This is a genomic window from Actinopolymorpha sp. B17G11 (genome assembly GCF_040196095.1).
Classification (GTDB): Bacteria; Actinomycetota; Actinomycetes; order Propionibacteriales; family Actinopolymorphaceae; genus Thermasporomyces.
This window is the reverse complement of the sequence record NZ_JBEFTW010000002.1, coordinates 258,837-271,881: the sequence shown is the minus strand read 5'-3', so window position 1 is coordinate 271,881 and position 13,045 is coordinate 258,837. Positions and strand designations below refer to the sequence as shown.

Sequence of the window (13,045 nt, the reverse complement as noted above, 5' to 3'; positions counted from 1 at the left end):
GACCGTCAACCGTGCGCCGCCCGCATCGCAGGCGATGAGTTTCAGAGTCGAGGATCCACCGGCTCGGACTCCAGCGCCAGGACGGCGAACACACACTCGTGTATCCGCCACAGCGGCTCCCCGTGCGCGAGCCGGTCGAGCGCCTCGAGCCCGAGCGCATACTCCCGTGCCGCCAGCGAACGCTTGTGGTTGAGGCCGCGCTGGCGAAGCCGCTCGAGATTGACCGGCTCGGTGTAGTCGGGGCCGTAGATCAGGCGAAGGTAGTCCCGGCCACGGACCTTGAGCCCCGGCTGCACCAGACCCCGCCGACCGCGGACGAGGTTCGCCGCCGGCTTGACGACCATGCCCTCGCCTCCAGCGGAGGTGAGGTCGTCCCACCATGCTGCGGCCGCCCCGACCGCCGCCGGATCCGTGACCTCGACGAACGTACGCCTGGTGGCGGTGAACAGTGCGCCATCCGCCGCCACCAGCCGATCGGCGATGTCGAGATGCCACGCGTGGGCCTTGTCGTGATGACTCGCGCCCTCGCTGGCCAGAAGCTGGAACGGCGCCAGGCGCACCCCGGTCAGGTCCTCGGTGGCCCAGCAGTACTGCCGGTAGGCCGTCGTGAAGACCTCGGCGTTGGCCTGCCTGGACTTCGTACGTTCCAGCAGCGGCGTCACCTCGAGTCCGGACGTTGCGGCCTGCTCCAGAACCGAGACAGCCGCTGGCAGGGCGGTTCGAGCCGCGGCGCCCACAGACGCGTACTGATGGCGCAGCAGGTCCTCGGCCTTGGCGCTCCATGGCAGGAGCTCTGCGTCGAGCAGCAACCAGGAGGTCGCCAGTTCGTCGAACAGACCGGCGGACTCAGCGGCCTGACCGAGTCGCTCGATGAGCCGCTCGGTCACGTCAGAACCGAAGAAGGGCCGCCCGGTTCGCGTCCAGACCGCACCGCTCGCGTCACCGGGCGCGCCGAAGCGGTCCCGCGCCGCCGCGAGGTTGCGGCAGACCAGCGCGACGGCCCGCGAACCCATGTGCTTCTCCTCGCACACCACCGCACCGACCCCCTCCGCGCGGTAGGCGTCGAAGGCCTGGTCGGGGTGCTCCAACAGATCGCTTCTCGTCGACGTGGCGACAGGGCTCATCGTCGGCGGAAGGTAGAGCAGCCATCGCGGATCCACGGCGAAGCGGCTCATCACTTCCAACGCCGCGGCGGCGTTCTCCTCCCGCACACTGACCCGCCCGTGATGCTGGGTCTCCACCACCCGCCGACCGGCGACGTCGGTGATGTCGAGGACGTCAGGTTCGCGGCGGGCCGCCTGCCTCGGCCCACCGGCAACGGCCTGAAGCTGCGGGTTCCTCGGAACGTCAGCGCCCGGTGCCGGTGATGCGGGCGGGAATGGCTTCGCCGACTCGTAGTAGACCCTCGCGGCGGGTACTGACACGACCTCCCGCTCGGGATGGCGGAGTGCTGTGAGTCGGCCGCCGAAGACACAGCCGGTGTCAAGACACATCGTGTGGTTGATCCACTCGGGTGTCGGCACGGGCGTGTGGCCGTAGAGCACCATGGCCTGGCCGCGGTAGTCATCCGCCCACGGGTACCGCACGGGCAGACCGAACTCGTCGGTCTCTCCGGTGGTCTGTCCATACAGGCAGAACGCACGGACACGGCGCGACGCGCGTCCCTGCAGGCGTTCGGACAGTCCCGCATGCGACACGACGAGGGCGCCGCCGTCCAACACGTAGTGCGAGATGAGCCCGTCGAGGAACCGCACCACATCGGCGCGGAACTCCTCGGACTCCCCCGCCAACTGCTCCATCGACTCGGCCAACCCATGAGAAACCCGCACGTTCTGCCCGCGCATCGCTCGCAGCAGCTTGCTCTCGTGGTTTCCGGGAACGCAGAACGCCGAACCGTCGGCCACCATGCCCATGACGAGGCGGAGGACACCAGGTGTGTCCGGGCCGCGGTCAACCAGGTCGCCGACGAACACCGCACGACGTCCGTCGGGATGCCGCGCGTTCACCGGCCGCCCGTGTGCGTCGCGTGCCGCCTCGTAGCCGAGGGCAACGAGCAGGTCCTCCAACTCCGCGCGGCAGCCGTGCACGTCGCCGATGACGTCGAACGGGCCGGCCTCGTGGCGAAGGTCGTTGTACAACCGGGTCCGGCTGATCGTGACCGCGTCGACGTCCGCTTCGGAGGTGAGGCGGTGGACCGTGCGGAAACCTTCGCGCTTGAGGTTCCGAAGCCCGCGCCGCAACTGGCCGCTCTGGCGCCGGACGACGTTCGCACCGAACGTCCGATCGGCCCGCCCGGCGTTGCGAGCGATGCACACGCGCTCGGGAAGGTCGAGCACGATCGCCACCGGGACGACGTCGTGCTCGCGAGCCAGGCCGACCAGGGACCTGCGGGCGTCGGGCTGCACGTTGGTCGCATCGACGACCGTGAGCCGACCGGCCGCGAGGCGTTTGCCGGCGATGTAGTGGAGCACGTCGAAGGCGTCCTTCGTTGCCGACTGATCGTTCTCGTCGTCGGCGACCAGGCCGCGACAGAAGTCGCTGGACAGCACTTCCGTCGATGCGAAGTGGGTCCGGGCGAAGGTCGACTTTCCCGACCCGCTCGCCCCCACGAGCACCACCAGGCTCAACGCGGGAACCTCCAGCAGGTGGTCGGACGTAGCGGAGCGCGCGGCTTCATTGGTCGATGTCGAGGTCATGGGCGCGCGCCTCCGCGATCGGACTCGCCGGAGATCTGGCGGGTGAAAACGGCCAGCTGCGTCGGCGGTCCCACCTCGGGATCGTCGGCACCGACCGGGAGCAGCCGCACGGTGTAGCCGAACCGGCCGGCCGCCTGTTCGGCCCAGGCGGCGAACTCCTCGCGCGTCCACTCGAACCGGTGGTCGCGATGGCGGAAGACTCCCGCGGGCAGGCTTTCGTACCGCACATTGTGTTCCGCGTTCGGCGTCGTCACGATCACAGTCGCGGGTGCCGCATGACCCAGGACACTGCGTTCGAGGGCGGCGAGGCGGGGCGGATCCACGTGCTCCACCACCTCCATCAACACCGCCGCGTCCAGACCCGTCAACCGGTCGTCGCGGTAGGTCAACGAGGACTGGAAGAGCGTCAGGCGCTCGCGCTTCACTTCTGGCATCTGCTCCAGGCGGAGCTTCCTCGCGGCGACCTCCAGGGCTCGCGCGGACACGTCGGTCGCCAGGACATCGGTGAACGACGGATCGGCCAGCATGGCCGCGACCAGCGCACCCTCACCGCAGCCAAGGTCCCCCACCCGCTTGGCACCCACGTCCCGCAGGACGGCAAGGACGGCGGCGCGCCGCTGCTCGGACAGCGGAACCAGTCGATCCGGCTCCCCGGCGGCTGTGTCAGCGCCGTCAGGGCCGTCGGCGCGGTCGGCGCCGGCGGTGCCAGTGGACGAGGGGACGGCGTTGTCGAGCTCCGCCGGCTCCACGTCGTCGACCTCCGCCAGGCGGGCCAGCGCACTGTGGGTGAGGCCCGCCTGATGGGCGAGATACCGGTGAGTGATCAAGGCCTTGTCCGGATGGGTCGCTAGCCACCCGGAGCCCGCCCGGACGAGCTTCTCCACCTCGTCCGCACCCACCCAGTAGTGCTTGTCGCCATCCAGCACGGGCAGCAGGACGTAGAAGTGGTTGAGCGCGTCGGCCAGCCGCAGACGGCCGACGAGTCGAAGATCGACGTACCGCGAGGCCCCCCAGTCCGGAATCGCCTCGTCGAGCATGATCCGGTCCGCCTGCACGTGCCAGCCCAACGGCGCGAAGAGCCGCTCGGCGAGATCCGGGTCTCCACGGCACGGCAGGACAGGTATACGTACCTCGAGCCGGAGCGCCGTCGCCGCGAGCTCAGGCCGGGCGTCGCATCGCCCGGACAAAGCGGTACGAAAGACCTTGCCAAGCGAGACGGCCAGCATGCTGGAGGCGACGTACGGCCGGTCGTTGACGTACTGGCCCAGCGCGAAAGCGTCCCTGAAACGGCTCTGCCTGCCACGCACAAGCCCGATCGGATCCACCTCCAGCAGGAGCGCCACCGTGCACCGGGCAGCGCTCGCCTCGGGGTAGAACACGTGGGCCGTGCCACCGGCGACGGCGAACTCCTGCGCCCGCCCCGGGTGCTTGTGGAGCAGATAGCCCAGATCGGTGGCGGGTTCGGCAGTAGTCGTCAGAGTCAGGAGCACGAGGTGCAATCCTGCCGGACCTGGCCATCGTTGTCGCACCGGTTTGGCCAGAGCTCGGCATCGGCCGCCCCGCCGCCAGCGTTGGACGGAAAACCAGAACCCGGACAGCCCGTGCGAACGAGCCTCTCGACTCACCGCCCGGGCCGCCCGGGTTCACTCCGATCAGCTGCAGCCGCTGGTGCTGCCACATCCCTCGCAGACGAAGCAGCTCCCTGCCGGACGCATCTTCGTTCCGCAGGTAAAGCAGAGCGGCGCGTCGGCCGTCCGTCCCTGGATCGCCTCGAGGAGTTCGGTCGACGTGTGTGCCTCCCGAGGGGCCGGCTTGGCCTGCGCCTGTGCGACCCGGGACCCTTCCGGCCCGGCGTCGTCGTCCGAACCGCTCCCCTCCTGGGTGAGCGAGGCCGCATCGCCGATGTCGCTGGCATCGTCAGGTTCCGGGATCGGTTCGTACGAACCCGTCTCGAGCTGACGCTGCCGTTCCTCGGCCGAGTAGATGCCGAGGGCCGCACGCTTCTCGAACGACAGGTAGTCGAGAGCCAGCCGCCGGAAGATGTAGTCCATGATCGACTGCGCCATGCGGACGTCGGCGTCATCGGTCATGCCTGCCGGGTCGAACCGCAGGTTGGTGAACTTCTGGACGAAGGTCTCCAGCGGAACGCCGTACTGCAAGGCGATCGACACCGCGATGGAGAATGCGTCCATGACACCCGCGAGCGTGGACCCCTGCTTGCCGAGCTTGAGGAAGACCTCGCCCAACCCGTCGTCGGGGTAGGAGCCGGCCGTCATGTAACCCTCGGCACCGCCCACGGTGAACGATGTCGTGCGCGACGGCCGAGACTTGGGCAGGCGCCGGCGCGTCGGACGGTACTCGACCACGACCTCCTTCTCCGCTTCGGCGGTGCCTGCCCTGGACCCCTCTGACGCGGGCTTCTTCTTCGCCCGCGCATCGGAGAGCGGCTGACCGACCTTGCAGTTGTCGCGGTAGATCGCGAGTGCCTTGAGGCCGAGCTTCCAACCCTGGAAGTAGATCTCCTCCACCTCTTCGACCGTCGCCGTCTCGGGCATGTTCACGGTCTTGCTGATGGCGCCACTGACGAACGGTTGCACCGCCGCCATCATCTTCACGTGGCCCATCGGCTTGATCGCCCGAGTGCCCATGGCGCAGTCGAACACTTCGTAGTGTTCCGGCCTGAGCCCTGGTGCATCGATGACGTGGCCGTGCTCGGAGATGTACTCGACGATCGCCTCGACCTGCTCCTGCTGGTAGCCGAGCTTGTCGAGCGCGCGCGGGATCGTGTTGTTGACGATCTGCATCGACCCGCCGCCGACCAGCTTCTTGAACTTCACGAGCGCCAGGTCAGGCTCGACGCCGGTCGTGTCGCAGTCCATCGCCAGACCGATCGTGCCGGTCGGTGCGATCACGCTGGCCTGGGAGTTGCGGTAGCCGTTCTTCTGGCCGATCTTCAACGCGCCGTCCCAGGCCGCGCCTGCCGCCTTGAGAACCTCGCGGTCCATCGCGCCGATCGAGCGTACGGCGTCGTTGGCAGCGGCGTGCTTGCGCATGACCCGCTTGTGCGGCTCGGCGTTGCGTGCGTAGCCGTCGTACGGACCGACGATCCCCGCCAGCTCGGCGGACCGCTTGTAGGCGGTGCCCGTCATCAGCGAGGTGATCGCCGCCGCGAGCGCCCGGCCGCCTTCGGAGTCATAGCCGTGCCCGGTAGCCATCAGCAGGGCGCCGAGGTTGGCGTAGCCGATGCCGAGCTGGCGGTAGGCCCGCGTCGTGTCACCGATCGCCTGGGTGGGGAAGTCGGCGAAGCAGATCGAGATGTCCATCGCGGTGATGACGAGCTCGACCGCCTTGACGAAGGTGTCGGTCTCGAAGCGCCCGTCATCGGTCAGGAACTTCAGCAGGTTGAGCGAGGCGAGGTTGCACGAGGAGTTGTCCAGGTGAAGGTATTCCGAGCACGGGTTGGACGCCGTGATCCGACCGGTCTCGGGGCAGGTGTGCCAGTCGTTGATCGTGTCGTCGTACTGCAGGCCGGGGTCGGCACAACCCCATGCCGCGTCGGAGATCTTGCGGAAGAGCCCCCTGGCGTCGACCTTCTCCAGAACGTCCCCGGTGATCCGGGCCCGCAGGCCGAACGGCGCGCCGTCCTCGACCGCACGCATGAACTCGTCGGAGACCCGCACGGAGTTGTTGGCGTTCTGGTACTGCACCGAGTGGATGTCGGCTCCGCCGAGGTCCATGTCGAAGCCGGCGTCACGAAGCGCGCGGATCTTGTCCTCCTCGCGCGCCTTCGTCTCGATGAACTCCTCCACGTCGGGGTGGTCGACGTCGAGGATCACCATCTTCGCCGCGCGCCGGGTCGCCCCGCCGGACTTGATGGTCCCGGCCGAGGCGTCCGCACCGCGCATGAACGACACCGGCCCGGACGCCGTGCCGCCGGAGGAGAGCAGTTCGCGGCTGGCACGGATGCGGGAGAGGTTCACACCCGAGCCGGAGCCGCCCTTGAAGATCAGGCCCTCTTCCTTGTACCAGTTGAGGATCGAGTCCATCGAGTCGTCGACCGCCAGGATGAAGCAGGCGCTCACCTGCTGCGGCGACGGCGTGCCGACGTTGAACCAGACGGGGCTGTTGAAGCTGAAGTACTGGTGCAGCAGCATCCAGGTGAGCTCATGGTCGAAGATCTCGGCGTCTGCCGGAGTCGCGAAGTATCCGTGCTCCTCGCCTGCCTGTCGGTAGGTCTTGACCACCCGGTCGATGAGCTGTTTCAGGCTCTGTTCCCGCTGCGGGGTGTCGACGGCACCCCGAAAGTACTTCGTGGTGACGATCGTCGAGGCGTTCACCGACCAGAAGTCGGGAAACTCCACGCCCTTCTGGCTGAAGACGGTCTCGCCGGTCTTCCAGTTCTGCTGTACGACGTCGCGGCGCTCCCAGGTCACCTCGTCGTAGGGGTGCGAACCGGGCTTCGTGAAGACCCTCGAGATCTTCAGCCCCTTATTCGTACGTCCCCTCGCCCCCCCGCGGGTTGAGCCGCTCACCGTCTCCGTCATGCTGCCTCTCCTTGGTTCCTTCTGGTGTGTTGGTGTTCCTGGTCCGGACGCTTCCCCTCGCCTGCCCAGGAACGGGTCTGTGGCGAGCCGTTCTCCACCTGGTCCCGTTCGGCCGTCGTGGCCCTGCTCCTAGGGGTGGGCGGATTCCCGCTCGGGTGTGGGTTCGGGAACCGTCTCGGCCCGCTCGGCGCGCAGAAGCGCGATCTCGGTCTCGAAGTCGGACAGGCTCCCGAAGCTCCGGTAGACACTTGCGAACCGCATGTAGGCGACCTCGTCGAGTTCCCGCAGCGGACCGAGGATCGCGAGCCCGACTTCGTGCGACGGAACTTCGGCCGAACCGCTAGCCCGGATCTCGTCCTCGACGCGCTGTGCGAGGAGCGCGAGGGCATCTTCGTCGACGGGCCGTCCCTTGCACGCCTTGCGCACACCGGCCGCGACCTTGTCCCGACTGAACGGCTCGGTCACTCCGCAGCGCTTCACCACGGCGAGGGTGACCTGTTCGACGGTCGTGAAGCGACGCTCGCACTCAGGGCACTGGCGACGGCGCCGGATCGCGGTGCCGTCGTCGGTCGTACGACTGTCGACGACGCGACTGTCGAGGTGTCGACAGAAAGGGCAGTGCATGACGCGCGCTCCTCGGGGTCCAGGCGGCGGTGATCAGATGATCGGGCCCTGCCGTCAAGATCTGCCCGACATGTCCTGGTTCGGGGCCCAGATCGCGCTTCTCCTGGGGATGAGACTGTGGATTCCCTGGGGAGAACCTGTGGGCTTCGAATCACAACCTGTGGACGACTTACAGCTCTGTAACTACCATATCTAGGGGTACCGTACGTCGGTCGCCAGACCCATGCAAGCTTCGACGCGCCGGCGACACTCCTCTCCCCGCGTCGCTGCAGGTCAGGTGGCGCAAGGCGGGACAGAACCCGCGATAGCCGGGCGTGTCGCCGGCCAGACCTTCGGGGCGGCGATGTCAGCCACCGGAACGAACTGGGACCACGAGTGACTGGCCCATCTCCAGGTCACCCGCACTCGTCAGGCCATTGAGCCGGGAGATCTCCTCGACCGTGGCCCGGATGTCGGCATCAGGATCCACTCGTGCGGCGATCTCCCACAGCGTCTGCCCTGGCGCCACCGTCACCGTCCTGGTCCGGACCGACTGACCACCGTCAGAGCCCGCGTCGGCGGCCGACGCGCCCTGCAACAGGACAACCGAGCCGAGGACGCCGAGCGCGAGGAAGACCAGCGTCATCACCAGAACGGTGACCCGGCCCCGCCGGGTCAGGGTGACCGGCGCCTGCACGGGCTCACCCGCCACCAGCCCTCGATGACACGCCCGCACCAACCGCGGCCGTGGACCGCGCCGGACTCGCGCCGGAGTGCGCTCGGCGGCGGCCCTGCGGGGGACCGCCTCGAGCCGTCCACTGTCCGACAGTGCCTCCGGGAGGTGGGGCGCGCCCGCCCGAGAGGTCCGCCGGGAACGGAACTCGTCGATGTGCACGACTGGCGCACTGCTGCTCATGTGCCGACCTCCTACGGCGAGAGAACGAACCTCGACCTTGCTCGACGTCGAACGACTGTTCGATCGAACGCCTGGACGATTTTCTACACCATCCCACCGACAGCCCGCCAGACCGCAGGGTCGAAAATAGGTTCGAGGCCACAGGTTCTCCCATAAGAGAGGACCAGCCCCGCCCACGTCGGCCAGGCAGACCCCCATCGGCCAGGTGGGCGCGACCGGCGTCCTGCACGGTCCGCGACACGCTCGCGACACGCCGTCGAACAGATGTTTGAAAGTGGATGACGGAGGCCCTACGCTCCTCGATGTGGGCACCCGGCGGGAACCCGGGAGCCCTTCCTGGAAACCCTCGGAAGGAGAACACCGCTATGCCCAAGCGGAAGAAGTCCGATCGCGACTCCTCCACCGCGGCCGTGCGCGAACTGCCCGACGGGCCGCCGGACGCCACCGGCCTCACGCCCAGGCAGCGCCGAATCCTGGAAGTCATCCGCGAGTCGGTCGAAAACCGGGGATATCCACCTGCCATGCGCGAGATCGGCGAGCTCGTCGGTCTGACCTCGTCCTCATCGGTCGCCCACCAGCTCCGCGTCCTCGAGACCAAGGGGTTCATCCGGCGCGACCCCAACCGACCCCGCGCGCTCGAGGTCTTGTTCCCCGACACGCACCGCCGGGCCGTCTCGAGTGCCCGGATGACGACGTACGACGAGACCGACAGCGGTGACGCTCATCCCACGCCGGCGTTCGTGCCCGTGGTAGGCCGGATCGCCGCCGGTGGACCGATCCTCGCCGAGCAGGCTGTCGAGGAGATCATGCCGCTCCCCCGTCAGCTGGTGGGCGAAGGTGAGCTGTTCCTGCTCAAGGTCAAGGGAGACTCGATGGTCGAGGCGGCCATCTGCGACGGCGACTGGGTGGTGGTTCGCCAGCAACCCACGGCCGAGCTGGGCGAGATCGTGTCGGCGATGATCGACGGTGAGGCCACCGTCAAGACCTACAGCCGGCGCGGCAAGCAGGTCTGGCTGCTGCCGCACAACCCGGCCTATGAGCCGATTCCTGGAGACGACGCCGTGATCCTCGGTAAGGTCGTCGCGGTCCTGCGGCGCGTCTGACCTGTCAGGGTGCCGCGCACACCACCTGACGACCGGGAGCAGCATGACAAACTCCACGACGGGGACCGACGCGACGTCAGGAGCTGACCACGCGCGGTCCGCTGTCCCGCACGATCCACCGCCGGCGAAGGACCCGTTGGCCCCGAACGACGGCAAGAGTCTGGTCGTGGAGGTCGAAGGGATGCGATGGGCACGCATCCCCCTCCAGACTGAACTCTTCGCCCGCGGCGACGACGTGCCGACCCGCGTGACGGCCTACGTCCGCGATGCCGCGCGCCATGTCGCGGAGAGTCCCCACTTCAGCGGGGTCTTCGAGGGACCGTGGTACGTCGTGGTGAGCGAGAAGATCGTGGCGATCTCGCAGGGACGGTCCTACTTCACCTGGGAGATCGACCCGGGACCCGCGGCCAGGGTCCTCTCCCGGCTGGTCCAGCGCACGCCGCACGGCATCGGACTCGGCAGCCCTTGGACGATGCAGCTGGCGATCAACGAGGCGGGCCTTCCCAGGATCCTGGCAGCGGCAGCAGCCAGTGTCGTCGGCAAGGCCGTCCGCCAGCGCGGATGGTTCTACGTCGTGGCCGGGCACCGGGTCAACGCGATCGACGGCCCGACGTCCTATTCGGCGTTCCCGTCCAATGTCTCGGCGAAGCTTCCGCCCAAGGACCCTGGCAAGGTGGCCACGGCCATCACCGACGCCGTGACTGCCCAGCTCCCCGAGGACATCGCCGGGACGCTGGCGGGCACCGTCGTCATCGACTCCAACGACCTCGGCCGTGACGTATTGGGACACGACACCGATCGCCGCCCCGGCTTCTTCTGCGAACTGTTCCGGGACAACCCGTTCGGTCAGGGCCGCCAACAGACCCCGATCGCGATCTGCGTACGCATGCCGGACTGATCAGGCGTCGCGGGCGGCGCGCAAACGCTGCAGCGCTCCGACGGCGACGTCGCGGTCGGGCGTGAACCACATCGGTGGCAGTGACGCCCGCAGGAAGCCGCCGTAGCGGGCCGTGACCAGCCGGGGATCGAGCACGGCGACCACCCCGCGGTCGGACGAACGCCGGATCAGCCGGCCGACGCCTTGGGCGAGCAGCAGTGCGGCATGGGTCGCCGCCACCGCCATGAAGCCGTTGCCGCCGGCCTCGTCGACGGCGCGCTGCCTGGCCGAGGCGAGCGGGTCGTCGGGACGCGGGAACGGAATGCGGTCGATGACCACGAGCTGGCAGGTGTCGCCCGGCACGTCCAGTCCCTGCCAGAGCGACAAGGTGCCGAACAACGACGTCCGCGGCTCGTCCACGAACCGGCGATGCAGCTCCGCCAGCTGCCCCTCGCCCTGGCAGAGCACCTCGAGGCCGAGGCGTTCCCGAACCGCTGCCGCGGCGTCCTGCGCGGCGCGGCGGGACGAGAAGAGGCCGAGTGTCCCGCCGCCCGAGGCCTCCATGAGCTGTGCCAGCTCCTGCAACGTGCGCTCCGAGATGCCACCACGCCCCGGCGGCGGCAATCGTCGAGCGACATAGAGGATCGCCTGCCGGCCGTAGTCGAACGGCGAACCGACATCGAGCGCACGCCACGGCAAGGGTTCCACGACGTCCGTGCCCGCCGCCGCGGCCGGGTCGGTGGAAGCGCCGCCGGGTTCTGCGTTCTCACCGCCTGTGTGACGGCCAGCCGCACGTCCTGACCGGTCTCCGTCTGGGCGGTCACCTTCTGGGCGGTCACCTTCTGGGCGGTCACCTTCTGGGCGGTCACCTTCTGGGCGGTCACCTTCTGGGCGTTCACCATCCGGCCCGTCACCTGTTGGCTGGTCGCCTACCGGTTCGTGGCCTTCCGGCGGATCAGGGAGGCGGTCGACCGGTCGCAGGCCCACCGACCGAGCCGCCGCGTCGAAGTCGCCGCCCAGCTTCAACGTCGCCGAGGTGAGGATGCACGTCCGCTCGGCCATCAGGTGCACCCGCAGCAGGCCCGACACGGACAGCGGCGCCACACACAGTTCAGGCCCTCCACGTTCGCGTTCGGCCACCCACACGACGTCGTGGGGCGACATCGCCGCGATCCGATCGGCGATGTCACGGACCTGTTCGACGTAGGCCCGCGCCTGGCGGCGTCCCGACTCCTTCTCGGCATCGCCCCCCGGGTCCTTCTTCTCCCCAGGGAACGCCGACCAGGCCGCACGTGCACTGTCACGGACAAGCGCGACCGCCGCGGCGAGCTCGCCACCCAGGGACTCCACCCGACCGAGCGCCGCAGAGGCGAGGGCGGTGCGCAGGGTCTCGCCCGCGTCCTCCAACGGGTCGGCTTCGCCGCCGTCGTCGCAGAAGGACCGGGCCCGGCGCGCCGCGCGCTGCACCATGCCGGGCGCCAGCTCCGCCGACGCCGTGCTCGTGACCCTGGCGGCCAGCTCGTGCGCCTCGTCGACGATCGCGACGTCGTAGTCGGGCAACACGGGGACGTTCTCCAGGGCGTCGATCGCCAGCAGTGCGTGGTTGGTGACGATCACGTCGGCGGCCAGCGCACGCTCCCGGGCTCGCTCGGCGAAGCACTCGTCGCCATAGGGGCAGCGCTGTGCGCCCAGGCATTCCCGCGACGACACGGCCACCTGCGCCCAGGCGCGGTCCTGGTGGGTCGGCGCGGCGTCGCGGTCGCCGTTGCCGCCGGTCTGTGCCTCGTTCTTCGCCCAGTTCCGCAACGTCAGGACCTGCCGGCCGAGCGGCCCCGTGTCGACTCTCTCGACCAGGGCTCCCTGCTCGTCGGGTACGCCGTCACGAACCCGGTGCAGACAGGCGTAGTTGTGCCGTCCCTTCAAAATGGCGTACGACGGTCGCCGGCCGAGCCGCTTCTCGATCGCATCCACGAGCTGGGGAAGGTCACGGCCGACCAGCTGCGCCTGCAGCGCCAGCGTGGCCGTCGCCACCACGACCGGGCGTCGCTCGCCCCCACCCGGATGCAGGAACGCCGGAACGAGATAGGCGAGGGACTTCCCCGTACCCGTTCCGGCCTGCACGACCAGGTGTTCACCACGCTCCATCGCGCGCGTCACGGCCTCAGCCATGACCACCTGTCCGGGCCGCTCGGTGCCGGCGAGCGCGGTCACAGCGTCCTGGAGCAGCTCACGCACGCGGGGATCCGGCCGGTCCGACGTCGATGGCGGGGCGTCGCGGGAATCCCGCGCTGGTTCGGCCATCCCGC

The 13,045-nt window shown here is 68.9% G+C and carries 8 protein-coding genes; 2 read left to right on the top strand and 6 right to left on the bottom strand.

All coding sequences use genetic code 11. From position 1 onward, the window contains the following. Positions 1–41 precede the first annotated feature (41 nt). From ABN028_RS03575 to ABN028_RS03555, 5 genes are all read right to left on the bottom strand, one after another. Positions 42–2,696, bottom strand: a complete 2,655-nt coding sequence (locus ABN028_RS03575; protein WP_349695604.1) for a polynucleotide kinase-phosphatase — start codon at positions 2,694–2,696, stop codon at positions 42–44. Then, positions 2,693–4,186, bottom strand: coding sequence for a 3' terminal RNA ribose 2'-O-methyltransferase Hen1 (locus ABN028_RS03570; protein ID WP_349695603.1), 1,494 nt, complete (start codon positions 4,184–4,186; stop codon positions 2,693–2,695). The genes ABN028_RS03575 and ABN028_RS03570 overlap by 4 nt, the downstream gene beginning before the upstream one ends. 162 nt (positions 4,187–4,348) lie before the next feature. Continuing rightward, positions 4,349–7,240: a vitamin B12-dependent ribonucleotide reductase gene (locus ABN028_RS03565; protein WP_349326493.1), complete on the bottom strand. Its 2,892-nt coding sequence runs from the start codon at positions 7,238–7,240 to the stop codon at positions 4,349–4,351. A 129-nt stretch (positions 7,241–7,369) separates the two neighbouring features. Continuing rightward, the gene (nrdR, locus tag ABN028_RS03560) at positions 7,370–7,864 is read right to left on the bottom strand and encodes a transcriptional regulator NrdR (RefSeq protein ID WP_349326492.1); all 495 of its coding nucleotides are present in this window, start codon (positions 7,862–7,864) and stop codon (positions 7,370–7,372) included. A gap of 346 nt (positions 7,865–8,210) precedes the next feature. Beyond that, positions 8,211–8,759: a LysM peptidoglycan-binding domain-containing protein gene (locus ABN028_RS03555; RefSeq protein ID WP_349695602.1), complete on the bottom strand. Its 549-nt coding sequence runs from the start codon at positions 8,757–8,759 to the stop codon at positions 8,211–8,213. A gap of 365 nt (positions 8,760–9,124) precedes the next feature. On the opposite strand from ABN028_RS03555, the gene lexA reads away from it, so the two are divergent. Then, a complete protein-coding gene (gene lexA, locus ABN028_RS03550; protein ID WP_349326488.1) occupies positions 9,125–9,862 on the top strand; it encodes a transcriptional repressor LexA in 738 nt (245 codons plus the stop codon). A 43-nt stretch (positions 9,863–9,905) separates the two neighbouring features. Continuing rightward, positions 9,906–10,760 carry a hypothetical protein gene (locus ABN028_RS03545; RefSeq protein WP_349695601.1) on the top strand — a complete coding sequence of 285 codons (855 nt, stop codon included), beginning with the start codon at positions 9,906–9,908 and terminating at the stop codon, positions 10,758–10,760. On the opposite strand, the gene ABN028_RS03540 is transcribed toward ABN028_RS03545, so the two are convergent. After that, complete coding sequence (locus ABN028_RS03540) at positions 10,761–13,040, bottom strand: ATP-dependent DNA helicase (RefSeq protein ID WP_349695600.1); 2,280 nt, start codon at positions 13,038–13,040, stop codon at positions 10,761–10,763. Positions 13,041–13,045 lie beyond the last annotated feature (5 nt).